We start from the raw sequence: 23,377 nt of genomic DNA, 5'->3' as shown, positions 1-23,377 counted from the left end.
CATGGATCGCCAGCAGGAATTCGTGCTCCGCACGCTCGAGGAGCGCGACATCCGTTTCGTCCGTCTCTGGTTCACCGATGTGCTGGGGTTCCTCAAGTCCGTCGCGGTCGCGCCGGCCGAGCTCGAAGGCGCGTTCAACGAGGGAATCGGCTTCGACGGCTCCGCCATCGAGGGCTTCGCGCGCGTCTACGAATCGGACATGGTCGCCAAGCCCGACCCGGCCACCTTCCAGGTCCTGCCGTGGGAGACCCCCGACGGCGGCCCGTACTCGGCGCGCATGTTCTGCGACATCGCGATGCCGGACGGCTCACCGTCGTGGGCCGACCCGCGGCACGTCCTCCGGCGTCAGCTCTCGAAGGCCGCCGAAGCGGGCTTCACCTGCTACGTGCACCCCGAAATCGAGTTCTTCCTCCTCGCGAACCTGCCCGACGACGGCAGCGAGCCCGAGCCCGCCGACAACGGCGGCTACTTCGACCAGGCCAGCCACGCCACGGCGACGCACTTCCGCCGGCACGCCATCGAGACCCTCGAGGCGATGGGCATCTCGGTCGAGTTCAGCCATCACGAAGGGGCACCGGGTCAGCAGGAGATCGACCTCCGTTACGCCGATGCGCTGACGATGGCCGACAACGTGATGACGTTCCGTTACGTCGTCAAGGAGGTCGCGCTGACCCAGGGCGTGCGCGCGACATTCATGCCGAAGCCGTTCACGGACCAGCCCGGTTCGGGCATGCACACCCACATCAGCCTGTTCGAAGGCGATCGCAACGCCTTCTACGACGCCGAGGACCCGCACGAGCTGTCGGATACCGGCAAGGCGTTCGTCGCCGGCCTGCTCCACCACGCCAAGGAGATCTCCGCGGTCACCAACCAGTGGGTGAACTCCTACAAACGCCTGATCAGCGGCAGTGAAGCGCCGACGACGGTCTCCTGGGGCCGCGCGAACCGCTCCGCGCTCGTCCGCGTCCCGATGTATTCACCCGGAAAGGCGTCATCCCGACGGGTGGAGATCCGTACGCTGGACTCGGCGTGCAACCCGTACCTGGCGTACTCGGTCATCCTGGCCGCCGGGCTGAAGGGGATCGAGAAGGGCTACGAGCTGCCGCCACCTGCCGAGGACAACATCTGGCAGCTGAGCGACTCCGAGCGGCGCGCCGCCGGGTACTCGCAGCTGCCGCAGAACCTGGGGGAGGCGCTGGCGGAGATGGAGAAGTCCGAACTCCTGCCGGAAGCGCTCGGCGAGCACGTGTACGACTTCTTCCTGCGGAACAAGCGCGTGGAGTGGGACAACTACCGCAGCGCGGTCACCCCGTACGAACTCCGAACGCTCCTCCCGGTGCTCTGATGGGGCGGCGGCCGGTGTTCCTCGCGATCCTGGCCGCCGCACTCGTGCTCGTCACGGGCGCACCCGCGACCGCGGCCCCGGCCCCGGCGCGCTTCGACCTCGACTCGGCCGACATCCCGGCCCTGCAGGCGCGGATGGCGTCCGGCCGGCTCACCGCGGTGGGCCTGACCAGCACCTACCTCGACCGCATCCGCCGGATCGACGGCAAGGTCAACGCCGTCCTGGCGCTCAACCCGGCCGCACTGAGCCAGGCCGCCGCGAGCGACGCCCGGCGTCGCGCGCACCACCTGCGCGGCCCCCTCGACGGCATCCCGGTGCTGGTCAAGGACAACGTCGACACCCGCGACCAAGACACCACCGCCGGCTCGCGGGCCCTGCGCAGCCACCCGGCGAAGGACGCCACGCTGATCACCCGGTTGCGGGACGCCGGCGCGGTGCTCCTCGGCAAGGCGAACCTGTCCGAATGGGCGAACTTCCGCGCCGCGAAGCCGACGTCCGGCTGGTCGGGCGTCGGTGGTCAGACGAACAACCCGTACGTGCTGGACCGCAACCCGTGCGGGTCGTCCGCCGGGTCCGCGGCCGGCGTCGCCGCGTCACTGGCCCAGGTCGCGATCGGCTCGGAGACCGACGGCTCGATCGTGTGCCCCGCCGGGATGACCTCGACGGTCGGCCACAAACCCAGCCTCGGCCTGGTCAGCCGCACCGGCGTGGTGCCGATCTCCGCCGAGCAGGACACCGCCGGGCCGATCGCCCGCAACGTCGTCGACGTCGCGCTGACGCTGTCGGTCCTGCAGGGCCGCGACCCCGCGGATCCCGCGACGGCGCAGTACCCGAAGTCGCAGCCGACGGACTACGCGAAGCTGCTTCGCCCGGGTGTCCTGCGCGGCGCGCGGATCGGCCTGTGGCGGCTGCCGGTGCTCGGCTCCGAGACGGACGCGATCATGACGTCCGCACGGAATTCCCTGGTCAAGGCCGGTGCCACGGTCGTCGAAGTGACCCCGCCCTACCAGGCGCGGCTCGGCGAACTGGAGTTCCCGGCGCTGCTCACGGAGTTCCACCGCGACATCGACAAGTACCTGGCCACCCGCCCGCGCGGGCCGCGGAACCTCGCCGAGCTCATCGCCTACAACCGCGCGGACCCGCTGGAGCAGACCTGCTTCGCCGGGCAGGAGCTGTTCGAGGAGGCGCTGGCCGCGCCGCCGCCGACCGACCCGGGTTACCTGGCCGGCCGCGCCGAGCTCTCGGACCTCGCGCGCCGCTCCCTCGACGAGACGCTGGCGAAGTACCACCTGGACGCGATCGCGTCGCCGACGAACCCGCCGGCGTGGGAGACCGACTGCGCGGTGGGCGACAGCGACGTGATCCCGTCCTCGACCCCGGCCGCGGTGGCGGGCTACCCGGACGTGACCGTGCCCGCGGGGTTTGCCGGCGCCCTCCCGGTGGGTATCTCGTTCATGGGTGCCCGGTGGTCGGACGCCCGGATGCTCGCGCTCGCGGCCGACTTCGAACGGGTCGTGCCGGCGCGGGTTCCGCCGCGGTACCTGCCGATGGCGGCGCCGTAGCTGTCCGTACACGCTCTGACCTGCGGCAATGGCGTTAAGTGACCCCCCTGTTTTGGCCTGGTTCCGGGGCATGTAATCTTCTCTTCGTCGCCAGGAACACCGGGTCACACCGGGGCCGCAAGCCCCGGAGACCAGGCCGGGACGAGCGGGTTGACACCGCGGATCGGACCGGGTAACGTTCAGCGTCGGCCCACGAGCGGCCGCCGAATCCCTACGACTAACATCGTGGGCTGAGGCATGCTCGACCAAAAGCTTGTGAATATCGCTTGGAACAACTGCCGAGGATATAGCCGCTGATAAGGCGGTGAGTCCAGAGTGTGTTGCTTGAGAACTCAACAGTGTGCTAGTGAACTAAGCCAGTAGAGCTTATGTATTGAACCTCGTATGAGGTTCCTTTGAGAGCATTGAATTGCCTCGATTAAACTGTTCATTGTTGGAGAGTTTGATCCTGGCTCAGGACGAACGCTGGCGGCGTGCTTAACACATGCAAGTCGAACGCTGAACCACTTTCGGGTGGGGATGAGTGGCGAACGGGTGAGTAACACGTGGGTAATCTGCCCTGCACTCCGGGATAAGCCTTGGAAACGAGGTCTAATACCGGATATCACAACTTTTCGCATGGAAGGTTGTTGAAAGTTCTGGCGGTGCAGGATGAACCCGCGGCCTATCAGCTTGTTGGTGGGGTAGTGGCCTACCAAGGCGACGACGGGTAGCCGGCCTGAGAGGGTGACCGGCCACACTGGGACTGAGACACGGCCCAGACTCCTACGGGAGGCAGCAGTGGGGAATATTGCACAATGGGCGCAAGCCTGATGCAGCGACGCCGCGTGAGGGATGACGGCCTTCGGGTTGTAAACCTCTTTCGCCAGGGACGAAGCGCAAGTGACGGTACCTGGATAAGAAGCACCGGCTAACTACGTGCCAGCAGCCGCGGTAATACGTAGGGTGCGAGCGTTGTCCGGATTTATTGGGCGTAAAGAGCTCGTAGGCGGTTTGTCGCGTCGGCCGTGAAATCTCCACGCTTAACGTGGAGCGTGCGGTCGATACGGGCAGACTTGAGTTCGGTAGGGGAGACTGGAATTCCTGGTGTAGCGGTGAAATGCGCAGATATCAGGAGGAACACCGGTGGCGAAGGCGGGTCTCTGGGCCGATACTGACGCTGAGGAGCGAAAGCGTGGGGAGCGAACAGGATTAGATACCCTGGTAGTCCACGCTGTAAACGTTGGGCGCTAGGTGTGGGCGACATCCACGTTGTCCGTGCCGTAGCTAACGCATTAAGCGCCCCGCCTGGGGAGTACGGCCGCAAGGCTAAAACTCAAAGGAATTGACGGGGGCCCGCACAAGCGGCGGAGCATGTGGATTAATTCGATGCAACGCGAAGAACCTTACCTGGGCTTGACATGCGCCAGACATCCCCAGAGATGGGGCTTCCCTTGTGGTTGGTGTACAGGTGGTGCATGGCTGTCGTCAGCTCGTGTCGTGAGATGTTGGGTTAAGTCCCGCAACGAGCGCAACCCTTATCCTACGTTGCCAGCGCGTTATGGCGGGGACTCGTGGGAGACTGCCGGGGTCAACTCGGAGGAAGGTGGGGATGACGTCAAGTCATCATGCCCCTTATGTCCAGGGCTTCACACATGCTACAATGGCTGGTACAGAGGGCTGCGATACCGCGAGGTGGAGCGAATCCCTTAAAGCCGGTCTCAGTTCGGATCGCAGTCTGCAACTCGACTGCGTGAAGTCGGAGTCGCTAGTAATCGCAGATCAGCAACGCTGCGGTGAATACGTTCCCGGGCCTTGTACACACCGCCCGTCACGTCATGAAAGTCGGTAACACCCGAAGCCCATGGCCCAACCCTTCGGGGAGGGAGTGGTCGAAGGTGGGACTGGCGATTGGGACGAAGTCGTAACAAGGTAGCCGTACCGGAAGGTGCGGCTGGATCACCTCCTTTCTAAGGAGCACAACACATCCACGTTCCCGGGATACCCGGATCAAGAGCGTGGGGTGGCCAGGGTTTAACACCCGACTGTGGTGTTGCTGTGGTTGCTCAAGGAATTGTGGAACTATTGGTTATGGTCACTCTTGGTTGGCAATGCCTTGCCTAGTACTGGTCGTCTTCGGATGGTCGTGGAACGGGGGGCCGGCGCCTTGGAGGGTGGTTGTTCACTGTGCACACTGTTGGGTCCTGAGGCAACACGCCTCAGGGCGTCACAGCCCTGGAACGCTGTTTGTTTCTGGTGTGGTGTTTGAGAACTGTAGAGTGGATGCGAGCATCTTTGTGGTCAAGTTGTTAAGGGCACATGGTGGATGTCTTGGCTTCAGGAGCCGATGAAGGACGTAGGAGGCTGCGATAAGCCTCGGGGAGCTGTCAACCGAGCTGTGATCCGAGGATTTCCGAATGGGGAAACCCAGCACCAGTGATGTGGTGTTACCCGCACCTGAATATATAGGGTGTGTGGAGGGAACGCGGGGAAGTGAAACATCTCAGTACCCGTAGGAAGAGAAAACAACCGTGATTCCGTGAGTAGTGGCGAGCGAAAGCGGAAGAGGCTAAACCGTGCATATGTCAAGCTGTCAGGCGTTGTATGTGCGGTGTTGTGGGACCCAGCGTCGAGGATCTGACAGTCCTCGGAATGATCGCGCGTGTTAGTGGAACGCCTTGGGATGGGCGGCCGGAGTGGGTGAGAGCCCCGTACGCGAAAACATGTCGTTGATTGTTTGTTTGGTGTTCCCGAGTAGCAGCGAGCTCGTGGAATTTGCTGTGAATCTGCCGGGACCACCCGGTAAGCCTAAATACTTCCTGAAGACCGATAGCGGACGAGTACCGTGAGGGAAAGATGAAAAGTACCCCGGGAGGGGAGTGAAAGAGTACCTGAAACCGTGTGCCTACAAGCCGTCAGAGCCTTTGGGTGATGGCGTGCCTTTTGAAGAATGAGCCTGCGAGTTAGTGCTGCGTGGCGAGGTTAACCCGTGTGGGGTAGCCGTAGCGAAAGCGAGTCTGAATAGGGCGATTGAGTCGCGTGGTCTAGACCCGAAGCGGAGTGATCTACCCATGGCCAGGGTGAAGCGACGGTAAGACGTCGTGGAGGCCCGAACCCACTTAGGTTGAAAACTGAGGGGATGAGCTGTGGGTAGGGGTGAAAGGCCAATCAAACTCCGTGATAGCTGGTTCTCCCCGAAATGCATTTAGGTGCAGCGTCACGTGTTTCTCTGCGGGGGTAGAGCTACTGGATGGTCTAGGGGCCTTACCGGGTTACCGAAATCAACCAAACTCCGAATACCGTAGTGTGAGAGCGTGGCAGTGAGACGGCGGGGGATAAGCTTCGTCGTCGAGAGGGAAACAGCCCAGAACACCAGCTAAGGCCCCTAAGTGTGTGCTCAGTGGGAAAGGATGTGGGATTGCCCAGACAACCAGGAGGTTGGCTTAGAAGCAGCCACCCTTGAAAGAGTGCGTAATAGCTCACTGGTCAAGTGGTCCTGCGCCGACAATGTAGCGGGGCTTAAGCACACCGCCGAAGCTGTGTCATTCATGCAATACATCGGCTTCACTCCTTGAGGGTGTTGTCTAGTGGTGTGGATGGGTAGGGGAGCGTCCTGCATCCAGGGAAGCGGCGGCGGAAGCCAGTCGTGGAGGGTGTGGGAGTGAGAATGCAGGCATGAGTAGCGAATGCAGAGTGAGAAACTCTGCCGCCGGATGACCAAGGGTTCCTGGGCCAGGCTAATCCGCCCAGGGTAAGTCGGGACCTAAGGCGAGGCCGACAGGCGTAGTCGATGGACAACGGGTTGATATTCCCGTACCCGAGCATGTGCGCCCATGACGAGGCGTTTGATACTAACCACCCAAAGCCATTGCTTGAAGCCTTCGGGTGGATGGTGGTGTGTGGAGCGTGGGACCTGATTTCGTAGTAGTCAAGCGATGGGGTGACGCAGGAAGGTAGCTCCGCCAGGCGATGGTTGTCCTGGTGTAAGCGTGTAGGAGAAAGCATAGGCAAATCCGTGCTTTATATACTCTGAGACGTGATGCGTAGCCGTTTGAGGCGAAGTAGAGTGATCCTATGCTGCCGAGAAAAGCCTCTAGTGAGTGCATGCACGGCCCGTACCCCAAACCAACACAGGTGGTCAGGTAGAGAATACCAAGGCGATCGGGTGAACTGTGGTTAAGGAACTCGGCAAAATGCCCCCGTAACTTCGGGAGAAGGGGGGCCAAACATCCTGAAGCTTCTTGCAGGCTAGGGGTGGGTGGCCGCAGAGACCAGCGGAAAGCGACTGTTTACTAAAAACACAGGTCCATGCGAAGTCGCAAGACGATGTATATGGACTGACGCCTGCCCGGTGCTGGAACGTTAAGAGGACCGGTTAGCCAGTAATGGCGAAGCTGAGAATTTAAGCGCCAGTAAACGGCGGTGGTAACTATAACCATCCTAAGGTAGCGAAATTCCTTGTCGGGTAAGTTCCGACCTGCACGAATGGCGTAACGACTTTCCGGCTGTCTCAACCACAGGCCCGGCGAAATTGCACTACGAGTAAAGATGCTCGTTACGCGCGGCAGGACGGAAAGACCCCGGGACCTTTACTATAGTTTGGTATTGGTTTTCGGTTCGGCTTGTGTAGGATAGGTGGGAGACTGTGAAGCGGTGACGCTAGTTACTGTGGAGTCGTTGTTGAAATACCACTCTGGTCGAATTGGGAATCTGAACCTCGGGCCATGATCTGGTTCAGGGACAGTGCCTGATGGGTAGTTTAACTGGGGCGGTTGCCTCCTAAAGAGTAACGGAGGCGCCCAAAGGTTCCCTCAGCCTGGTTGGCAATCAGGTGTTGAGTGCAAGTGCACAAGGGAGCTTGACTGTGAGACAGACATGTCGAGCAGGGACGAAAGTCGGGACTAGTGATCCGGCACCTCCTGGTGGAAGGGGTGTCGCTCAACGGATAAAAGGTACCCCGGGGATAACAGGCTGATCTTGCCCAAGAGTCCATATCGACGGCATGGTTTGGCACCTCGATGTCGGCTCGTCGCATCCTGGGGCCGGAGTAGGTCCCAAGGGTTGGGCTGTTCGCCCATTAAAGCGGCACGCGAGCTGGGTTTAGAACGTCGTGAGACAGTTCGGTCCCTATCCGCCGCGCGCGTAGGATACTTGAGGAAGGCTGTCCCTAGTACGAGAGGACCGGGACGGACGAACCTCTGGTGTGCCAGTTGTTCTGCCAAGGGCATGGCTGGTTGGCCACGTTCGGAAGGGATAACCGCTGAAGGCATCTAAGCGGGAAGCCTGTTCCAAGATGAGGTATCCCACCCCTTTTTGTGGGTTAAGGCTCCCAAGAGACCATTGGGTTGATAGGCCAGAAATGGAAGCACAGTAATGTGTTGTCGAGTTGACTGGTACTAATAGGCCGAGGACTTGTCTACGAAGATGTTGCGCATCCACTCTACGGTTCTGAAGCACCACGCCGGTGACGGTGTGTGTTGTTTCGGAGTGTTTCGGTGGTTTTAGCGTCAGGGAAACGCCCGGTCCCATTCCGAACCCGGAAGCTAAGCTTGACAGCGCCGATGGTACTGCAACCGAAGGGTTGTGGGAGAGTAGGACACCGCCGAACTTACTTGGGAAGAGCCCCGGTAGAGGACCAGTTTTGGTTCTCCCGGGGCTTTTTTCATGCCCGCGACACCGGCCGCCGGCGCAGCGGCGAGGACAGCACCAGCGACGTCGTCGTCTCGCCGTACCGCTGCACCTTCTCGACGAGCTCCTCCAGCTCGCCCGTGCTCCGGCACAGCACCCGCAGGATCCAGCACTCGTCACCCGTGATGTGGTCCGCGGCGATCACCTGGGGCAGCGGCAGCACCGCCGTCCGGAAGCGCGGGGTGTCCAGGCTCCGCACGCGGGCCCGCACCAGAGCTTCGATCGGCCGTCCCAGCTTGCTCGTGTCCACCTGCGCCGTGTAGCCGGTGATCACGCCGCGCTCCTCGAGCCGGCGCACCCGCTCGGTCACCGCCGAGCCCGACAGCGACACCCGGCGGCCCAGCTCCGAAAAGCTCAGCCTGCCGTCCGACTGGAGCAGCTCCAGCAGGTGCCAATCGACGTCGTCGAGGTCCACCGCGATTCTCCCTGCTGTGCCCGGCCAGAACGCGGAAATCCCCGGCGCACCGGGGTTCCCGCCCCGATTCTCCTCTGTGTCCGCGGCCCCGCCACCAGCAGGATTCTCTTCATGACACGCACCCTCACCGTCCCCGCCCCGGCGCCGGAACTCGCCACCGCCTACTTCGGCGCCGAGCTCGCGTTCGAAGTCGACCCCGACGACCTCGTCCGCGACCTCGAAGCCGGCCACACGGACGGCTACGTGATCGTCGAGACGCGCGCGCCCGAGGCGTTCGCCCAGGCGCGCATCCCCGGCGCGGTCAACCTGCCCTACCGCGACCTGACCGCCGAGAGCACGGAGCACCTCGACCGCGACGTCGTCTACGTCTGCTACTGCGAGAGCACCCACTGCAACGCCGCCACCAAGGGCGCGCTCAAGCTGGCTCAGCTGGGGTTCCGGGTAAAGCGGCTCTCCGGCGGCATCACGAGCTGGATCGCGGCCGGCTACCCCGTTGAAGGGACCGCGGCCCCCGGGATCCGCTGCGCCTGCTGACCTACCCTGGAAACCGTGACACGATTGCTGATCATCCAGCCGGACGCGTCGGATCCGCTCGGTCCCCTCGGCGACTGGCTGACCGAAGCCGGCGCGGAACTCGACGTCCGGCTGCCGCCGACCGATGAGCTGCCCGCGGACCTCGACGGCTACCGGGGTGTCGTCGTCCTCGGCGGCGGCATGGGCGCGGAGGACGACGCGAAGCACCCTTGGCTCGCCGACATCCGGCGGCTGCTGTCGAAGGCGGCGGCGAAACAGCTCCCCACCCTCGGGATCTGCCTCGGCGCGCAGCTGCTGGCCGTCGCGACCGGCGGCCGCGTCGAGGCCGGGGTGGACGGGCCCGAGGTCGGTCCGCACCTCGTCGCCAAAAAGGACGCGGCGTGGACCGATCCGCTCTTCGCCGACCTGCCGCTGATGCAGGACGTCCTGCAGTTCCACAACGACGTCATCACCCGGCTCCCGCCCGGCGCCGAACTGCTCGCGTCCGCTCCGCGCTACACGAACCAGGCTTTCCGGTTCGGCCGTTGTGTCTACGGCGTCCAGTTCCACATCGAGACGACGCCCGCCGTCGTCGAGAGCTGGGCCGCGGAAAGCCCGCAGGAGGCGGAATTCGCTCGTCCGGGCTCACTCGAGCGCGACGTGCTGACCACAGTGCACGCCGACATCGCCGAAACCTGGCGTCCGTTCGCGCAGCGGTTCGTCCGGTTGGCCGCCGGTGACCTCGAGCCCGCCGCCGAGAGTCAACGCCGGTTACCGCTGGCTTAACGGCGGATGTCACAAACAGCTACGGCCTGTTAACGCCAGGCGTCACCCGTCAGGTACCTTGCGGGAAGAGTCCCCACAAGGGCGTTCGGAGGTCGGGGTGGAGCCCTCGTTGCTGGTCGTGATCGTGGTCGTCACGGCTTTGGTATTCGATTTCACGAACGGGTTCCACGACACCGCGAACTCGATGGCGACGTCGATCGCCACCGGCGCGCTCCGGCCGCGGGTGGCCGTCGCGATCTCCGCGGTGCTGAACCTGGTCGGTGCCTTCCTGTCGGTGGAGGTCGCCAAGACGATCTCCAGCGGCCTGGTCGACGACACGAAGATCGGCCCGTCGATCGTCTTCGGCGGGTTGATCGGCGCGATCGTCTGGAACCTCGTGACGTGGTTCGTCGGCCTGCCGTCGAGTTCGTCGCACGCGCTGTTCGGCGGCCTGATCGGCGCCACCTGGGTTTCGGCCGGCGCCGACTCGGTCCACTTCGGAAAGATCGTCGAGAAGGTCCTCGTGCCCGCGGCGGCGAGCCCGGTGATCGCCGGTCTCGTCGCGATGGTCGCGACCTACCTCGTCTACCGGTTCCTGGTCCGGGGCCGCCCGGCCACGCGCGGCTTCAAGGTCGGCCAGATCGTCTCGGCGTCACTGGTCTCGCTCGCGCACGGCACGAACGACGCGCAGAAGACGATGGGCGTCATCACGCTCACGCTCGTCAGCGCCGGCAGCCTCCCGTCGGGTGCCGCCCCGCCGGTCTGGGTGATCATCAGCGCCGCGTGCGCCCTCGCGGCCGGCACGTACCTCGGCGGCTGGCGCATCACCCACACCCTCGGCAAGGGCCTGACCGACATCGAGGGCCCGCAGGGCTTCGCCGCCCAGACGAGTTCGGCGCTGGTCATCCTGATCTCGTCGCGGCTGGGCTTCCCGCTCTCGACGACGCACGTCTGCTCGGGCGGCATCGTCGGCTCCGGCGTCGGCCGCCGGGAAGCACCCGTCCGCTGGCGGATGGCCGGCCGGATGGTCGTCGCGTGGCTGTTCACGCTGCCCGCGGCCGCGATCGTCGGCGCGATCTCCGGCAAGATCGCTTCGCTCGGCAACGCGGGCACCATCGCGGTCGGCGTGGCCGGCCTCGGCGTGGGCGTCGGCATCTACCTGCTTTCGCGCCGCCACCCCGTGACCGCGCACAGCTTCCAGGTGCCGGAGCCGACGCCCGCCGATACCGAACCGGGCCGCCTGGCCGCCTGAGCCGGATTCCCCGGCTACGGTGTTCGGTGATGGCAGACCGCGCGCGAACGACCGCTTCGGCGGCGAGGTACGGCTTCACCGATTCCCGTGCCGAGGGTCAGTTGCGCGCGGCCGGTTGGTGGGACGACGCCGGCCCGGTCGCCGCGGCGACCGACGTGCTCGCGGCGTTGTCCCGCGCCGCCGACCCGGACCTCGCGCTGCGTGGTCTGGACCGCATCCGCGAAGCCGACGACACCGAGTGGAGCCGGCTCGAAGAGCAGCTGCGCGCCAACCGGACGTTCCGCGGCCGGCTCCTCGGCGTGCTCGGCACGTCGAGCGCGCTCGCCGACTTCCTCGCCGCGAATCCCGACCAGTGGCACTCGCTCACAGCCGACAAGTGCACCGACTCCGCCTGCTACCGGGAAGCCCTGCGCGCGGCGCTGCTGCGTGACGACGCCGTGCTGACCGGGCTCGAAGCCGAGCAGGCCCTCAAGATCGGCTACCGCGGCCAGCTGCTCGGCATCGCCGCCGCCGACCTGGGCCACCTCGTCGAGGCCGGGCTCGAGCACCCGAGCTACGCCGAGGTCGCGGCCCAGCTGACCGAGCTCGCGGAAGCCGCGCTGGCCGCCGGGCTGGTGGCGGCCGAAGCCGAAGTCAGGAAGCCGGTCGAAGGCACCCTCGCCGTGATCGCCATGGGCAAGTGCGGCGGCCGGGAGCTCAACTACGTCAGCGACGTCGACGTCATCTTCGTCGGTGAAGGCGACCTCGGCGTGGCCACGAGGCTGGCGAGCACGATGATGCGCGTCGTCGGCAAGGCGTGCTTCGAGGTCGACGCGGCGCTGCGCCCCGAAGGCAAGGCCGGCGCGCTCGTGCGCACCCTGGAAAGCCACCACGGCTACTACCAGAAGTGGGCCAAGACGTGGGAGTTCCAGGCGCTGCTGAAGGCGCGGCCGGTGGCCGGCGACGCCGAGCTCGGCCGCCAGTACGCCGAGATGGTCGCGCCGCTGGTGTGGTCCGCGGCCGACCGGGACAACTTCGTCGACGAGGTGCAGCAGATGCGCCGCCGCGTCGAGGGTCACGTGCCGTCCGAGCACGCCGAGCGCGAGCTGAAGCTCGGCCGCGGCGGCCTGCGCGACGTCGAGTTCGCCGTCCAGCTGCTGCAGCTCGTGCACGGCCGGATCGACGCGGACCTGCGCTCGCCGTCCACGATGGACGCGCTCGCGGCGCTCGGCGAAGGCGGCTACGTCGGCCGCCAGGACGCCGCCGAGCTGGGCGCGTCGTACGAGTTCCTGCGGATGCTCGAACACCGCCTGCAGCTGCGGCGGCTGCGCCGGACGCACCTGTTCCCGGCGGCGTCGGAGACCGCCGAGCTGCGGATCCTCGCGCGCGCCAGCGGAATCAAGCCGGCCGGGGGCAAGAGCCCCGGCGACGCGCTGCTCGCGGAGTTCAAGCGGCACGGCCAGGGCATCCGCCGTCTGCACGAAAAGATCTTCTACCGGCCGCTGCTGCAGTCCGTGGCGAACGTGCCGACCGAGGCGCTGCGCCTGACCACCAAGCAGGCCGCCAGCCGGCTCGCCGCGCTCGGCTACACCGCGCCCGACGGGGCACTGCAGCACATCAAGGCCCTCACATCGGGCGTCTCGCGCCGCGCGGCGATCCAGCAGGCGCTGCTGCCGGTGCTGCTCGACCTGCTCGCCGACACCCCCGATCCCGACGGCGGGCTGCTGTCGTACCGGAAGGTGTCCGAGGCGCTCCAGGACACGCCCTGGTACCTGCGGGTGCTGCGCGACGAGGGCACGGTCGTCGAGAACCTGGCGCTGCTGCTCGGCACGTCCCGGCTGGTGCCGGACCTGCTGGTCCGCGCCCCCGAGGTGCTGCGCCTGCTCGGCGACCCGGCCCGGCTGCTGGGCCGCACGCCCGCCGAGGTCGCGACGTCGCTGCGGGCCACCGTCCGCCGTCAGCCCGGGGTGAACGCGGCCGTCGCCGCGGCGCGTTCGCTACGCCGGCACGAACTGCTGCGCGTCGCCTGCGCGGACCTGCTCGGCCTGCTCGACGTGCCCGCGGTCTGCGAAGCGCTGTCGAGCGTCTGGGTGGCCGTGCTGCAGGGCGCGCTGGCCGCCGCGTTCCGCCAGCGCCAGGCCGAGCTGGGCAAGACGCCGGCGCGCATCGCGGTCATCGGCATGGGCCGCCTCGGCGGCGCCGAACTCGGCTACGGCTCCGACGCCGACGTCCTCTTCGTGTGCGAGCCGTCCGAAGGGGTTTCGGACGCCGACGCGGTGAAGTTCGCGTCGTCGGTGGCGGAGAGCGTCCGGAAGATGCTGGGCGCGCCGAGCTCCGACCCGGCCCTGGTCGTCGACGCCGACCTGCGGCCCGAGGGCCGCAGCGGGCCGCTGGTGCGCACGCTCGAGTCGTACCGCGCGTACTACGCCCGCTGGGGCGAGGTGTGGGAGACGCAGGCGCTGCTGCGCGCCCGCTTCATCGCCGGCGACGACGACCTCGGCGAGCGGTTCATCGCGATGATCGACCCGATCCGCTACCCGGAAAACGGCCTGGACGCGACGAAGGCGCGGGAGATCCGCCGCATCAAGGCGCGCGTGGAGACGGAACGGATGCCGCGCGGCGCGGACCCGACCCGCCACACGAAGCTGGGCCGCGGCGGCCTCGCCGACGTCGAGTGGACGGTCCAGCTCCTCCAGCTCCAGCACGCGTGCTCGGTTCCCGGCCTGCGGACGACGTCGACGCTGGACGCGCTGGCGGTGCTGCCGGAGGCGGGCCTGGCCCAGCAGTCCGAAGCGGACTCGCTGCGGGAGGCGTGGCTGCTGGCGACCCGAGTCCGCAACGCGGGGATGCTGGTGCGCGGCAAGGCGGTCGACGAGGTCCCGGGCTCGGGCCGCGACCTGGCCGCGGTGGCCAGGGTCCTCGGGCACCCGGCGACGGCCGACCCGGGCGAGTTCCTCGACACCTACCGCCGCATCACGCGGCGGGCGCACACGGTGGTGGAGCACTTGTTCTACGAGGCCTGACCTACAGTGGCCTGGTGACCGATCGCGAGCCGTTCCGGACCCGGATCAAGGTCCGGCACTACGAGCTGGACACCCTGGGCCACCTCAACCACGCCGTCTACCACTCGTACGGCGAGGTCTCCCGCCTGGAGCTGCTGGAGAAGGCGGGCGCGCTGAAGGGCATGCCGGGCGTGGCATCGGTACTGCTGGAGACGAACGTGGCGTTCCGCCGCGAACTCCGCGCGGGCGACGAGGTCGACGTGACGTGCGACGTCAAGTTCGGCAGCGGCAAGACGTTCAAGATGGACTCGAACATCTACAAGCTGGACGGCACACTGGCCGCGGAGATCAGCTGCACGCTGGGGCTGATGGACCTGGAACTCCGCAAGCTGGTCCCGGACCCGAGAGGCCGCTTCGAAGCGGCGGGCGCGGACCTGCGCGTGCTGTCGACGGCGGAATGATCCGTCCCGCGGTTTCCGCTGACTGGCACGCGATCTGGCCGATCATCTCCGAGGTCGCCACGGCGCAGGAGACGATGCCGTACGACCCGGCGCTCTCCTCGGAAGCGGCCCGTCTTTCTTGGCTGCTCCCGGCCCCCGCCCGGGTTGTGGTCTTCACCGAGGGCGACTCGGTGCACGGACATGATCACGTGGGCCCGCGAGTCGGGCTTCGCGGCGCTCCAGTTCAACGCGGTGGTGGAGACGAACACGCCGGCGATCTCGTTGTACGAAAGCCTGGGCTTCACGACACTGGGTCTGCGCATCATGTGGCTGGACCTGCAAGGCACGCACGTTGCCCATGACCGAGGATGCTGCTGCACGCAAACGATGTGTCCCGCCGGAACGACGCCGCGCGAGGCGGCAAGCGCACAAAGAACGGGACGGCGGTCGGGGTGTTCCCCTCGACCGCCGTCCCGTGTCTGGTGGGCCGCCGTCAGCCGGCGGCCTGGCGAGGACTCCGACCGGGGAAAACCCTGGTCGAAGCCCCGCATCGATCACACGTCGTAGTACAGGCTGAACTCGTACGGGTGCGGGCGCAGGCGCAGCGGGTCGATCTCGTTGTCGCGCTTGTACGAGATCCACGTGTCGATCACGTCGGGCGTGAACACGCCGCCCTCGAGGAGGTACTCGTGGTCCGCCTCGAGCGTGTCGAGCACCGTGCCGAGGTCGCCCGGGACCAGCTTGACGTCCTTGGCCTCCTCCGGCGGGAGCTCGTACAGGTCCTTGTCGATGGGGTCCGGCGGCTCGATCTTGTTCTTGATGCCGTCGAGGCCGGCCATCATCATCGCCGAGAAGGCCAGGTACGGGTTGCCCGACGAGTCCGGGCAGCGGAACTCGGCGCGCTTGGCCTTCGGGTTGTTGCCCGTGATGGGGATGCGGACGCACGCCGAACGGTTGCGCTGCGAGTAGACCAGCGAAACCGGGGCCTCGAAGCCCGGGACCAGGCGGTGGTAGGAGTTCACCGTCGGGTTCGTGAAGGCCAGCAGGCTCGGGGCGTGCTTGAGCAGGCCGCCGATGTAGTGGCGCGCGGTGTCCGACAGGCCGGCGTAGCCCGACTCGTCGTGGAACAGCGGCTGGCCGTCCTTCCACAGCGACTGGTGGCAGTGCATGCCCGAGCCGTTGTCGCCCGCGAGCGGCTTCGGCATGAACGTCGCCGTCTTGCCCGCCGCGAACACCGTGTTCTTCACGATGTACTTGAACAGCTGCAGGTCGTCGGCCGCGTGCAGCAGCGTGTTGAACTTGTAGTTGATCTCGGTCTGGCCGGCGGTGCCCACCTCGTGGTGCGCGCGCTCGATCTCGAAACCGATGTTCGTCAGGTTGCGGACGATGTCGTCGCGCAGGTCGGCGAAGTGGTCGACCGGCGGGACGGGGAAGTAGCCGCCCTTGAACTTCGTCTTGTAACCCTGGTTGCCGCCCACCTCGTCGGTGCCGGTGTTCCACCAGCCCTCGACCGAGTCGATCTCGTGGAAGGAGGCGTGCTCGGCGGAGTCGAAGCGGATCGAGTCGAAGATGTAGAACTCGGCTTCGGGACCGAAGTACACGTTGTCGGCGACGCCGTACTCGGCGATGTACTGCTCGGCCTTGCGCGCGATGTTGCGCGGGTCACGGCTGTACGCCTCGCGCGTGAACGGGTCGTGCACGAAGAAGTTGAGCGCGAGCGTCTTCGCCTTGCGGAACGGGTCGATCCGCGCGGTCTCCGCGTCGGGCAGGAGCAGCATGTCCGACTCGTGGATGGACTGGAAGCCGCGCACCGAGCTGCCGTCGAACGCGAGACCCTCTTCGAAGGCTTCTTCCGTGAAGGCCTTGGCGGGGACCGTGAAGTGCTGCATCACGCCGGGCAGGTCGCAGAACTGGACGTCGATGACCTCGACGTCCTGGTCGGCGATGAGGCGCTGGATGTCGTCTGGAGTAGTGGGCACCCTCGGTGACTCCTTCTCGTTCGAGCTCGTACGGCAGTGCTCTCTTCGGCTCACGCTAAAAGCGCGGTGTTGCCCGACCGTCACCCGTATGTTTCGCCGGTGTTAACGGGTGGGTGGATACCGGCTATCCGACCAGGGCGAACGTGGTCCGCGCCACCGGCATACCCTGGACGGGTGGCGAGATGGACCGGTGAATGGCTGCCCGGCACCGGCGAGGGCGGGCAGGCCGAGGCTCGAGACGGCGCGCGCTGGCCGGGTGAGAAGTTCGGTTTGCCCGAATCGGGCGTCGGCTCGGCGGCGACCGGGGGTGCCCGGCTGCTCGGGCTGATCGTCGACCTCGCGGTCGCGGCCCTGGTCACGGCCATCTTCCTGCACCCGAGCCTGCAGGACCCGGCCGCGATGCAGGTGTTCAACCTCTGGTCCGGCGGGGTCTGGGCGATCATCTCGGTCGTCTCGGCCGGCTTCTTCGGCTTCACCCCCGGCATGGGCGTCGTCGGCATCCGCGTCGCCCGGCTCGACGGCGCCGCGCTGGTCGGCCCGCCGCGCGCGCTGGTCCGGGCGGTGCTGACGTTCTTCATCATCCCGGCGGCGGTCCGCAACGCCGACGGCCGCAGCTGGCTCGACCGGCTGACCGGCACCGTCGTCGTCCGGCTGCGCTGAACCCGCTCACGAGAAAGGCCCCGTCCGGGTCGCGGACGGGGCCTTCGTCGTGAGCGGGGGTCAGCGGCGGCGGATCGTCCGCTGGACGTTGCGCATCTTCGCGCCGGCCGGCATCGGGCCCTTCGGCATCGCCGCGCCGCGGTTGCCGAGGGCGGCGAGCTTCGCCTCGAGCGCGTCGACCTGGGCGGGCTTGAGGTTGCGCGGCAGCTTCATCAGGTAGCCCTGGAGCTTCTTCAGCGGGATCTGCTTCTCTTCGTGCCCGATGATCACGTCGTAGATCGGCGTCTCGCCGACCAGGCGGGACACGCGCTTCTTCTCCTGGGCGAGGAGTGTCTTCACGCGGTGCGGCGCGCCCTCGGCGACCAGCACCACGCCCGGGCCGCCCAGCACGCGGTGCACCGCGTCGAGCTGGGTGGTCGCCGCGACGGTCGGCGTCACCTTCCACTTGCCGCGGAGGTTCTCCAGCGCCCACGCCGCGGCGCCGGGCTGGCCGTCGGCCTTCGAGTAGACCGTCTTCTGGACGCGCCTGCCGAAGATGACCATGGCGAGCAGGGCGCCGAGCACGATGCCCAGCGGCAGCAGCACCCACTGCGAGTCGAAGAAGAACCCGATCCCGAACAGGACGCCGGCGACGACGACGATCGAGCCGGCCATCCACGGGATGAGCCACGGGTCTTCCTTGCGCTGCATCTTGAAGGCCTCGAAGAGCTGGCCACGGCGTGCCTTGCTCGCCGCGCGCTTCTCCTTCTTGGCCTGCTTGGCCGCTTCCTTGTCCTGCTGTCCCGCCATATGACCAGGATACGGCCGCGTGCCCCTGCCCCGATTCCCCGTCCCCCTCTGCGAGGATGCGGGACGTGACTGGCGTACTTTCCCCGAAGGGCCGCTCCCGCCTGCTCGACGGTCTCGACCCCGAGCAGCATGCCGCCGCCAGTGCCCCCCGCGGGCCGGTCTGCGTGCTCGCCGGAGCCGGCACGGGCAAGACCCGCACGATCACCCACCGGATCGCCCACCTGGTCGGGTCCGGGCACGTTTCCGCAGGTCAGGTGCTTGCCGTCACGTTCACGACGCGGGCCGCGGGCGAGATGCGGACCCGGCTGCGCGGCCTCGGCGTCGACGCGGCGCAGGCCCTGACGTTCCACGCCGCCGCCCGCCGCCAGCTGCGGTACTTCTGGCCGCGCGTGGTCGGCGACCGGCCGTGGGACCTGCTGGACAACAAGCTGCGGTTCGTCGGCCAGGCCGCGAACCGGGCGAAGCTCGGCACCGAGGTCGAGGTCCTGCGCGACCTGGCGAGCGAGATCGAGTGGGCGAAGGCGTCGCTGGTCAGCCCGGACGACTACCCGGCCGTCACCGCGCGCGCCCAGCGGGACATCCCGGCGCCGGCCGCGCAGATCGCCGAGGTCTACCGGACATACGAAGAGCTGAAGAACGCGGCGCAGGTCCTCGACTTCGACGACCTCCTCCTGCACACGACGGCGGTGCTGGAGGAGCACGGTGTCGTCGCCGAGGAGTTCCGCGACCGCTACCGCTGCTTCGTCGTCGACGAGTACCAGGACGTGACACCGCTGCAGCAGCGCCTGCTCGACGCGTGGCTCGGCGGCCGCGACGACCTGACCGTCGTCGGCGACGCGAACCAGACCATCTACTCCTTCGGCGGCGCGTCGCCGAAGGCGCTGCTGGAGTTCACGCGGCGCTACCCGGAGGCCACCGTCGTCCGCCTCGAGCGCGACTACCGCTCGACGCCCGAGGTCGTCTCGCTGGCGAACCGCGTGATCGGCGCGGCACGCGGCCGCCCGGCCGGCTCGCGGCTGAAGCTGATCGGCCAGCGCCCGTCGGGCCCGGAGCCGCGCTTCGCCGAGTTCGACGACGAGGCGGTCGAGGCGGAGGCCGTCGCGCGGCGCATCCGCGAGCTGCTGGACGGCGGCGTGCCGGCCAGCGAGATCGCGATCCTCTACCGCGTGAACGCCCAGTCCGGGGCGTACGAGTCGGCGCTGTCCGACGCCGGCATCCCGTACCTGGTCCGCGGCGGCGAGCGCTTCTTCAACCGGACCGAGGTCCGCCAGGCGATGTCGGCCCTGCGCGCGGCGAGCGGCGACGTCAGCTCCGACCTGGTCACGACGGTCCGGTCGGTCCTCGCCCGCGTCGGCCTCACGGAGTCCCCGCCCGCCGGCGGCGCGGCGAAGGAGCGCTGGGACGCGCTGCTGGCGATCGTCGAGCTGGCCGAAGAGCTCGCCTCGACGGTCGCGGACGCGGACCTGCCCCGCTTCTGCGCGGAGCTCGACCAGCGCGCGGCGGCCCAGCACCCCCCGACGGTCGAGGGCGTGACGCTGGCTTCGCTGCACGCGGCGAAGGGCCTGGAGTGGGACGCGGTGTTCCTGGTCGGCCTGGCCGAGGGCACGATGCCGATCCTCCACGCGGGCGACGACGAGGCCGCGATCGAGGAGGAGCGCCGTCTCTTCTACGTGGGTGTGACGCGCGCCCGTGAGCACCTGTGGCTGTCGTGGGCCCTGGCCCGCACGCCGGGCGGACGGCGCAACCGCCGCCGCAGCCGCTTCCTGTACGGCCTGATCCCGGAGGACCACCCGGCCGCCCGCGCGGCGAGGTCCCAGCAGAAGCCGATGGCGGCGAACCCGGTGAAGACCCGCTGCCGCGTGTGCGGCGGCCCCCTGCTGGAGACCCTCGAGGTCAAGCTCGGCCGCTGCGGCCGGTGTCCGTCCACAGTGGATGAAGGATTGCTGGAGCGCCTGAAGTCCTGGCGCGGCGAGCGCGCCCGGGAGCTGAAGGTGCCGGCGTTCGTCGTGTTCACCGACACGACGTTGATGGCGATCGCGGAGCAGCGCCCGACGGACGAGGCCGGGTTGGTGACGATCTCGGGCATCGGCGCGACGAAGCTCGAGCGGTTCGGCACCGAGATCCTCGGGGTGGTCCGGGCGTCGACGGAGTCCTGAGCCGGCTGGCGCCGGTCCCTCTCGGGGCTCGCGCCATGGGGTGGACGCGGCCGGGACGCGGGCTCGGCGCGGCTCGCCCCGGTGGGCCGGGCACGCGGGCGCGGTCGGCGTGACTCGTGTGGCTGCCGGGGTGCCGGTGTCGTGTGCGCGGCGTGCGGGTGTTTTTCGTGGGGCTGCGGGGGTGCCCGGCTTCGCGCGCGCGGCGTGCGGGTGCCGTTCGTGTGGCTGCCGGGGTGCCGGTGTCGTGTGCGCGGCGTGCGGGTGTTGTTCGTGCGGCCGCGCGGCTTGTCCGGCGTCGTTCGCGCGGCGGGCGCGTCGCTCGGTAGTGGCTTCGCGGCGGGATGTGCGCGGCTCCTGCGGCCGACCTGCGCGCCTCGGGTGGTGGGTCCGCGCCGATGCGGTGTTGACCGCGTCCGAGCCATGATCGACGCGGCGAACCCGCTGCTCAGGGGCGATCTTCGTATCTTCGAGGATTTTCCCGTTAATTGAGTTGCCTCGGTGTGGTGGGGAGCAATAACCTGCCAGTACCGAGCCCGAAGGGCTCGGCTGGGGATCCACGTTGACAGCGCCGCTCGGCGGCCGCGTGTGCAGAGTACAGAAGGAGGTGCCGGTGAAATGACCATCAACCTGACGCTCACGAACCCGGGCACCCGTCTGTCCTGCGCCGCGGAAGTTGCGGCTGCTCAGCGCCCGGGCACCGGTGTGTCCGTGAGCGCGCACGGGATCCGTGGCATGCGCCGTGTCGAGCGGCGTTGGGCCACCGGTGTCGTCGTCTTCGGGACGCAGGGCGTTCTCGCCGCGTACCCGCAGGCTGATCTGCCGACCGTCAAGCAGTTCCGTGTTCCGTTGTCGATACGGGAGCGAAGTTCCTGACCTAGTCAGGACACGAGGCTCACGAAGGCCGCGGAACCGGAAAACCCGGATCCGCGGCCTTCGTGTTTTTGGCTGCACAACCCCAAGAGGAACAGCGTTGCCCAGCTCAAGCACCCACTCGCAATCCCGTACGACACAAGGAGGAACCACCATGTCATCGGCCGTCGCCTACACCTCCGGTGAGGCAATATTCGCCGACCTGCTCGACCCGATCGCCGTCCCCGACGTGGCGCTGCCCTGCCGTTCGGGCGACGCGGACCTCTGGTTCGCGGAGTCCCCGGCCGAGCTCGAGCGCGCGAAGACCCAGTGCGCCGACTGCCCGGTGCGCGAGGCCTGCCTGGCCGGCGCGCTGGCCCGGCGTGAGCCGTGGGGCGTCTGGGGTGGCGAGATCTTCGAGCGCGGCGTCGTGATCGCGCGCAAGCGGCCCCGTGGCCGTCCGCGCAAGAACGCCACCGTCGAGCCCGCCGCGGCCAAGGCCGGCGGCGATCACCGGAGCGCCGCCGCATGAGCGTCGAACCGGTCACGACCAGGGATTACGAAGCACACACCAGCGGTGAACCGCTGCAGTTGACGAAGACCGAGATCGAGGAGATCAGCGAGATGTTGCTCTACGAAGAACTGTCGAGGGCCCGAATACGGGATCTCGAAGAGGGGGTCCGCGCCCAGCGGGCCCGAGGTGGCGCACGCGCCGTCCGCCGGTGGAGCCGCGTAGCCCGATGGGCGGCCCGACGCGCGGAGCGGTACCAGGACCAGAACTGAGCGCAGGGCCCCTGCCGCCTTCGGGTGGCGGGGGCCTTCGCGCGCGCTTCGTCCGGCTCCCCGGCGAGAACGCTGGTGTTCAATGGGCTGATGTCCGGACACACCCACCACGACATCGACTGGGCCGACCGCCTGGCCCAGTTGCGCATGGCCGACGCACTCGACGCGGAAGCGCTCGCGCCCGTCGCCCGGCGGCTGCTCGCCGCGGTCGGTGCGCGCCCGACCGTCGTCGACGTCGGCTCCGGGGCCGGCGGCATGAGCGTGCTCTTTGCGCGCGAGCTCGCCCGCGCGGGCGGGGGCACCGTCGTGCTCGTCGACGCGACGCCGGAACTGCTGGCCGAGGCCCAGCGGGCGGTCACCGAGGCAGCCGGCGGCGCCGTCGACGTCGTCGCCCGGCGTGCGGACCTCGCCGATCCCGGCCTGGCCGGGCAGGTGCCCGCCGCCGATCTCGTGTGGGCCGCCGGCGTCGTGCACCACGTCGGCGACCAGCAGGCCGCGCTCCGCACGCTGGCCGGTCTGCTCCGGCCGGGCGGGGTGCTCGCCATCGCCGAAGGCGGCCTCGACCTGCGATGCCTGCCCTGGGAGCTCGGCGTCGGCCGGCCCGGACTCGAGCAACGCCTGCTCGCCGCGCGGGGCGAGTGGTTCGCCCGGATGCGGACCGAGACCGACGGCAGCGTCGCCATGCCCTACGGCTGGACCCGCGCGCTTCGCGAAGCCGGACTCGGGGACGTCGAGTCGTTCGGCGCGCTCATCGACCACCCGGCGCCGGGTTCGGACCGGCTGCGCGAGTACGTGCTGCAGCGCGTCGAGTGGCTCGCCGAGTCGGTCGGGGAGTGGCTTGCGGCCGACGATCGCGAGGCTGTCGCCGCGCTGACCGACCCGCGGAGCCCGGACTTCCTCGCCCACCGGGACGACCTTTTTCTGTTCGGCGCCAAAGCAATCCACTGTGGACGGTCGCGGTGAGCGCCCCGGAGTCGCCGGCGTGCACCCGCTGCGGTCGCCGTCGTTCGGACGACGATCCGGCTACGGCACTCGCATGGGTCTCGACGCGCGAGCGCGGCGGGCTGCGGTGGCTGTGCCCGGACTGCGCTCGGCAGCACGTGCGTGACATCGAGGGCAAGCTGCCCGACGAGTATTGGTGATCGATTCAGCCTCCTGAGGAGTCGGTCGGCCCGGGCACGAGTCGGTCGCGCCTGGTTTCGGTGGTCGGTGCTCGGGCCT

Annotated in this window: 17 protein-coding genes and 3 rRNA genes; 17 read left to right on the top strand and 3 right to left on the bottom strand. The window is 67.8% G+C overall.

Annotated elements, in window-relative coordinates:
* Window position 1 precedes the first annotated feature (1 nt).
* The 5 genes from glnA (MUY14_RS30655) (at window position 2) to rrf (ending at window position 8,494) form a co-directional block, all read left to right on the top strand.
* The gene (gene glnA / locus MUY14_RS30655; protein ID WP_247014389.1) at window positions 2-1,345 is read left to right on the top strand and encodes a type I glutamate--ammonia ligase; all 1,344 of its coding nucleotides are present in this window, start codon (window positions 2-4) and stop codon (window positions 1,343-1,345) included.
* Window positions 1,345-2,907 carry an amidase gene (locus MUY14_RS30650; RefSeq protein ID WP_247014388.1) on the top strand — a complete coding sequence of 521 codons (1,563 nt, stop codon included), beginning with the start codon at window positions 1,345-1,347 and terminating at the stop codon, window positions 2,905-2,907. The genes glnA (MUY14_RS30655) and MUY14_RS30650 overlap by 1 nt, the downstream gene beginning before the upstream one ends.
* A 430-nt stretch (window positions 2,908-3,337) precedes the next feature.
* Window positions 3,338-4,856, top strand: a 16S ribosomal RNA gene (locus MUY14_RS30645).
* Window positions 4,857-5,185: 329 nt separating this feature from the next.
* Window positions 5,186-8,306: ribosomal RNA gene (locus MUY14_RS30640) — 23S ribosomal RNA — on the top strand.
* Window positions 8,307-8,377: 71 nt separating this feature from the next.
* Window positions 8,378-8,494, top strand: a 5S ribosomal RNA gene (rrf, locus tag MUY14_RS30635).
* Together the 16S, 23S and 5S rRNA genes form the textbook arrangement of a ribosomal RNA operon.
* A 54-nt stretch (window positions 8,495-8,548) precedes the next feature.
* On the opposite strand, the gene MUY14_RS30630 is transcribed toward rrf, so the two are convergent.
* A complete protein-coding gene (locus MUY14_RS30630; protein ID WP_247014387.1) occupies window positions 8,549-8,989 on the bottom strand; it encodes an Lrp/AsnC family transcriptional regulator in 441 nt (146 codons plus the stop codon).
* Window positions 8,990-9,100: 111 nt separating this feature from the next.
* Here MUY14_RS30630 and MUY14_RS30625 point away from each other — a divergent pair, with 111 nt between their 5' ends.
* From MUY14_RS30625 to MUY14_RS30605, 5 genes are all read left to right on the top strand, one after another.
* Window positions 9,101-9,523, top strand: a complete 423-nt coding sequence (locus MUY14_RS30625) for a rhodanese-like domain-containing protein (RefSeq protein WP_247014386.1) — start codon at window positions 9,101-9,103, stop codon at window positions 9,521-9,523.
* Window positions 9,524-9,538: 15 nt separating this feature from the next.
* Window positions 9,539-10,288 carry a type 1 glutamine amidotransferase gene (locus MUY14_RS30620; protein WP_247014385.1) on the top strand — a complete coding sequence of 250 codons (750 nt, stop codon included), beginning with the start codon at window positions 9,539-9,541 and terminating at the stop codon, window positions 10,286-10,288.
* Between the two features lie 97 nt (window positions 10,289-10,385).
* A complete protein-coding gene (locus MUY14_RS30615; RefSeq protein ID WP_247014384.1) occupies window positions 10,386-11,519 on the top strand; it encodes an inorganic phosphate transporter in 1,134 nt (377 codons plus the stop codon).
* Between the two features lie 29 nt (window positions 11,520-11,548).
* On the top strand, window positions 11,549-14,521 hold the full coding sequence (locus MUY14_RS30610; RefSeq protein ID WP_247014383.1) for a bifunctional [glutamine synthetase] adenylyltransferase/[glutamine synthetase]-adenylyl-L-tyrosine phosphorylase: 2,973 nt from the start codon (window positions 11,549-11,551) through the stop codon (window positions 14,519-14,521).
* A 14-nt stretch (window positions 14,522-14,535) separates the two neighbouring features.
* A complete protein-coding gene (locus MUY14_RS30605; protein WP_247014382.1) occupies window positions 14,536-14,961 on the top strand; it encodes a thioesterase family protein in 426 nt (141 codons plus the stop codon).
* A gap of 533 nt (window positions 14,962-15,494) precedes the next feature.
* On the opposite strand, the gene glnA (MUY14_RS30600) is transcribed toward MUY14_RS30605, so the two are convergent.
* The gene (gene glnA, locus MUY14_RS30600) at window positions 15,495-16,919 is read right to left on the bottom strand and encodes a type I glutamate--ammonia ligase (RefSeq protein ID WP_247014381.1); all 1,425 of its coding nucleotides are present in this window, start codon (window positions 16,917-16,919) and stop codon (window positions 15,495-15,497) included.
* Window positions 16,920-17,189: 270 nt separating this feature from the next.
* Here glnA (MUY14_RS30600) and MUY14_RS30595 point away from each other — a divergent pair, with 270 nt between their 5' ends.
* Entirely contained in the window at window positions 17,190-17,579 is a 390-nt protein-coding gene (locus MUY14_RS30595; RefSeq protein ID WP_247025318.1) for an RDD family protein, read from the top strand.
* A 60-nt stretch (window positions 17,580-17,639) separates the two neighbouring features.
* Here MUY14_RS30595 and MUY14_RS30590 read toward each other — a convergent pair whose 3' ends face one another.
* The gene (locus MUY14_RS30590) at window positions 17,640-18,368 is read right to left on the bottom strand and encodes a DUF4191 domain-containing protein (RefSeq protein WP_247014380.1); all 729 of its coding nucleotides are present in this window, start codon (window positions 18,366-18,368) and stop codon (window positions 17,640-17,642) included.
* Window positions 18,369-18,433: 65 nt separating this feature from the next.
* Here MUY14_RS30590 and MUY14_RS30585 point away from each other — a divergent pair, with 65 nt between their 5' ends.
* The 6 genes from MUY14_RS30585 (at window position 18,434) to MUY14_RS30560 (ending at window position 23,298) form a co-directional block, all read left to right on the top strand.
* The gene (locus MUY14_RS30585) at window positions 18,434-20,524 is read left to right on the top strand and encodes an ATP-dependent DNA helicase UvrD2 (protein WP_247014379.1); all 2,091 of its coding nucleotides are present in this window, start codon (window positions 18,434-18,436) and stop codon (window positions 20,522-20,524) included.
* Between the two features lie 615 nt (window positions 20,525-21,139).
* Window positions 21,140-21,397, top strand: coding sequence for a hypothetical protein (locus tag MUY14_RS30580; RefSeq protein WP_247014378.1), 258 nt, complete (start codon window positions 21,140-21,142; stop codon window positions 21,395-21,397).
* Between the two features lie 151 nt (window positions 21,398-21,548).
* Window positions 21,549-21,905, top strand: coding sequence for a WhiB family transcriptional regulator (locus MUY14_RS30575; protein ID WP_247014377.1), 357 nt, complete (start codon window positions 21,549-21,551; stop codon window positions 21,903-21,905).
* Entirely contained in the window at window positions 21,902-22,156 is a 255-nt protein-coding gene (locus MUY14_RS30570) for a hypothetical protein (protein ID WP_247014376.1), read from the top strand. Before MUY14_RS30575 ends, MUY14_RS30570 begins: the two co-directional genes overlap by 4 nt.
* Before the next feature lie 90 nt (window positions 22,157-22,246).
* Window positions 22,247-23,119 carry a trans-aconitate 2-methyltransferase gene (locus MUY14_RS30565; RefSeq protein WP_247014375.1) on the top strand — a complete coding sequence of 291 codons (873 nt, stop codon included), beginning with the start codon at window positions 22,247-22,249 and terminating at the stop codon, window positions 23,117-23,119.
* Window positions 23,116-23,298, top strand: coding sequence for a hypothetical protein (locus tag MUY14_RS30560; protein ID WP_247014374.1), 183 nt, complete (start codon window positions 23,116-23,118; stop codon window positions 23,296-23,298). Before MUY14_RS30565 ends, MUY14_RS30560 begins: the two co-directional genes overlap by 4 nt.
* Window positions 23,299-23,377: the final 79 nt, after the last annotated feature.

Origin of the sequence: Amycolatopsis sp. FBCC-B4732, assembly GCF_023008405.1 — a bacterium.
Classification (GTDB): domain Bacteria; phylum Actinomycetota; class Actinomycetes; order Mycobacteriales; family Pseudonocardiaceae; genus Amycolatopsis; species Amycolatopsis pretoriensis_A.
This window is presented reverse-complemented; position numbering and strand designations above follow the sequence as displayed.

Excerpts from the sequence above, each read along its gene's own strand:
- glnA (WP_247014389.1), top strand. The coding sequence starts at position 2 with ATGGATCGCCAGCAGGAATTCGTGCTCCGCACGCTCGAGGAGCGCGAC.
- MUY14_RS30650 (WP_247014388.1), top strand. The coding sequence starts at position 1,345 with ATGGGGCGGCGGCCGGTGTTCCTCGCGATCCTGGCCGCCGCACTCGTG.
- MUY14_RS30625 (WP_247014386.1), top strand. The coding sequence starts at position 9,101 with ATGACACGCACCCTCACCGTCCCCGCCCCGGCGCCGGAACTCGCCACC.
- MUY14_RS30610 (WP_247014383.1), top strand. The coding sequence starts at position 11,549 with ATGGCAGACCGCGCGCGAACGACCGCTTCGGCGGCGAGGTACGGCTTC.
- MUY14_RS30590 (WP_247014380.1), bottom strand. The coding sequence starts at position 18,368 with ATGGCGGGACAGCAGGACAAGGAAGCGGCCAAGCAGGCCAAGAAGGAG.
- MUY14_RS30580 (WP_247014378.1), top strand. The coding sequence starts at position 21,140 with ATGACCATCAACCTGACGCTCACGAACCCGGGCACCCGTCTGTCCTGC.
- MUY14_RS30575 (WP_247014377.1), top strand. The coding sequence starts at position 21,549 with ATGTCATCGGCCGTCGCCTACACCTCCGGTGAGGCAATATTCGCCGAC.
- MUY14_RS30570 (WP_247014376.1), top strand. The coding sequence starts at position 21,902 with ATGAGCGTCGAACCGGTCACGACCAGGGATTACGAAGCACACACCAGC.
- MUY14_RS30565 (WP_247014375.1), top strand. The coding sequence starts at position 22,247 with ATGTCCGGACACACCCACCACGACATCGACTGGGCCGACCGCCTGGCC.